2 protein-coding genes are annotated in these 2572 nt (G+C 68.8%); both read right to left on the minus strand.

The features are described from left to right. Nucleotides 1–110 precede the first annotated feature (110 nt). Entirely contained in the window at nt 111–857 is a 747-nt protein-coding gene (locus DWZ52_RS09735) for an ATP-binding protein (RefSeq protein WP_118385431.1), read from the minus strand. A gap of 5 nt (nt 858–862) precedes the next feature. Further along, nucleotides 863–2419 (minus strand): IS21 family transposase, encoded by a 1557-nt coding sequence (gene istA / locus DWZ52_RS09740; protein ID WP_118385432.1) that lies wholly within the window; start codon nt 2417–2419, stop codon nt 863–865. Between the last annotated feature and the right edge of the window lie 153 nt (nt 2420–2572).

The raw sequence follows: 2572 nt of genomic DNA on the forward strand, positions 1-2572 counted from the left end.
TGAGTATTTGCCCGCATGAGCACCGCTGAATATTGCGAAACAGCACCGAGGCTATCGCGGATCGGCACCGCCGGCGTCGCCTCGGGCACCGGCGGTGCCCCCATCTCAGGCTACCGCCCCTTTCCCGCCATCGCCTGCCGCATGTTCATTTCGCCCATCTCGAGCCAGACGGCGTTGTGGACGATGCGGTCCATGATCGCGTCCGCGTGCACGCCGCCGCCGAGCCTCGGGTGCCAGTCCTTCTTTCTGAACTGCGTGCACAGGACGGTCGATGCCCTCCCGTAGCGCAGCTCGAAAAGCTCCAGCAGCATTCCCCTGAACAGCTCGTCCGGCCTCTCCAGGAGCCACTCGTCTATCACGAGCAGGCCGAACGCCCCGTACTTCCGCAGCAGCTTCCGCTCGCCGCCGGGCCGGTCGCGGCTCTCGCGCCAGAGGTCCTCGAGGTCGGGCTGCCTTATGTAGCAGGTCCTGATCCTCTTGGCGCAGGCCGCCTTGGCGAGCGCGCACGAGAGGTAGGTCTTGCCGGTCCCGGTCGGCCCGAGGAGCACGACGTTGTCGCCGCGCTCGGCGAATCCGCAGGTCGCGAGCTCCGCCACCGTGACCCTGTCGAGCCCGCGACCCTCGGAGAAGTCTATCGACCTCACGTCCGCCTCCGGGTACCTGAGCGACGCCCGCTTTGTGAGGTTCCTCACCTTCTGGCTGATGAAGGACGAGTGGGCCTCGTCCACGGCCGCCTGGAGCCTCTCGGCGCACGTCATCCCCATGCAGAGGGAGTCGTCCTGGGCCCTGAGGGCATCGAGCAGCTCGATGGCGCCCATCTCCCGCAGCTTGCGGGCGGTCTCGACGTCGACCTCCATGCCGATCACCCCTCCCCGTAGAAGCCGGCACCGCGCACGTAGCCGCCCTCGTCTCCGGCCGCGCCCGCGTCGGCGCCCGCCGCCTGGACCCTGTCCTGGTTCGTCTCGAGTATCGGCTTCACGTCGCGGTACCTGGGCGAGCGCTTTCCCGAGGCGAGCGACATGGCGCAGGCCCGCTCGAGCCGCTCCGCGGAGTACCTGTTGGAGAGCCTCAGTAGCGCGAGGCAGCCGTTGAACGCCTGCTCCTCGTACTCGTAGGAGCCGAATACGCGGTCGACGGCCTCGCGGCAGGAGGGACCGACCCTGTCGGCCCAGCGCCTTATCCTCGCGGCGTCCCAGTCGCCGTACGATTTCCCCTCGGGCATGTCGCCGGCGTTGGTGGAGTAGCGGTTCCGGGTCGATGCGGGCAGGAGCGGGTGGGTGGCGACGCGCTCGCCGCCGAGGAAGACCTCGAGCCTGGACTCGGTGACGCGCAGGTCGACTGTCCTGCCCACCAGCAGGTGGCTCACCGAGTAGAAGTTTCGCCGGTAGGAGACATGGCAGTTGGCCTGCACCTTACGGCCGTAGACCCACTCGCAGATCTCGTAGGGGACCCTCGGCAGCGGCCTCAGCAGCGGCCGCTCGACCTCCTCGAAGCACTCGAGCCGCGAGCCCTCCCTCTTGGAGAACGGCCTGGCGTTGTGCTCGCGCACCTTCGCGGCGACAGCCGCCCTCAGGGCCCCCATGTCCGTGAAGACCTCGCCCCGCAGGGCGGCGATCACGTAGGTGGCGGCGCTCCACACCTCGTTCTCGGCGCCGGCCTTGTCGCGGGGCCTGCGGACGCGCGCCGGGATGACGGCGGCGCCGTAGTGCGCGGCCATCTCCTCGTAGGCGGGGTTGAGCGCGACCTCGCCCTCCCGCGGGTGCGACCTGACGCCGGTCTTCAGGTTGTCGGGCACGATCACGGGCGTGGAGCCGCCGAGGAACTCGAAGGCGTGCACGTGGCAGCGCAGCCAGGTATCCTGCCTCATGTCGAGCGTCGGCTCGACGTAGCTGTACCGGCTGAAGGGGAGGCACGCCACGAACAGGTAGACCTTGGACACCTCGCCGGTCACGGGGTCCACGAGCGCCATCGTGGGCCCCGACCAGTCGACCTCCATGTTTCGCCCGGCCTTGTGCCCCACGCGGCTGACGACGTTGCGCCGGACGGTGAACTCGCCGTAGCGCTTGCAGAAGCGGTCGTAGGACATCGCGGGCTCGCCCGCGGCCGCGGCCGTCTCGGCGTACTCGGAGTGCAGGAGCTTGAGCGTCACGCCCGTCCTCGCGAGCTCCCGGTGCACGCGGTCCCAGTCGGGGTCGGGGTAGACGGGCCCTGCCGGGGCCTTATCCGGGAACAGCCTCCCGTAGACCTCGGAGTCCGTCATTCCCTCGGCGTCGTCCCATGTCAGGCCCGAGTCCTCCGCCGCGTCGAGCACCTCCCTGACGCTGTGCTTGGACATGTGCGCCGCGCGGGCGATCGCGTTCTGCGAGAGCCCGGACGCACGGAGCTTGAGGGCCTCCCTGGCCCTGATTCTTCTCGCCATGCTGTACCTCCTTGGTCCCGGTTGCATGACAGCCGGAACGTACCAGCGGGCGGTGCCGAAGGGAATATCGGCGGTGCCGAACGGCAATATTCTGGATGTGAGCGGGCGGTGCCCGGGCTCAATATCGCCGGTGTCAAAGAGGGCGATTACTCA

Origin of the sequence: Collinsella sp. AF33-16, assembly GCF_003475325.1 — a bacterium.
Classification (GTDB): domain Bacteria; phylum Actinomycetota; class Coriobacteriia; order Coriobacteriales; family Coriobacteriaceae; genus Collinsella.

Bases quoted from the DNA above. Each gene is read 5' to 3' on its own strand.
- DWZ52_RS09735 (WP_118385431.1), bottom strand. From the start codon at position 857: ATGGAGGTCGACGTCGAGACCGCCCGCAAGCTGCGGGAGATGGGCGCC.
- istA (WP_118385432.1), bottom strand. From the start codon at position 2,419: ATGGCGAGAAGAATCAGGGCCAGGGAGGCCCTCAAGCTCCGTGCGTCC.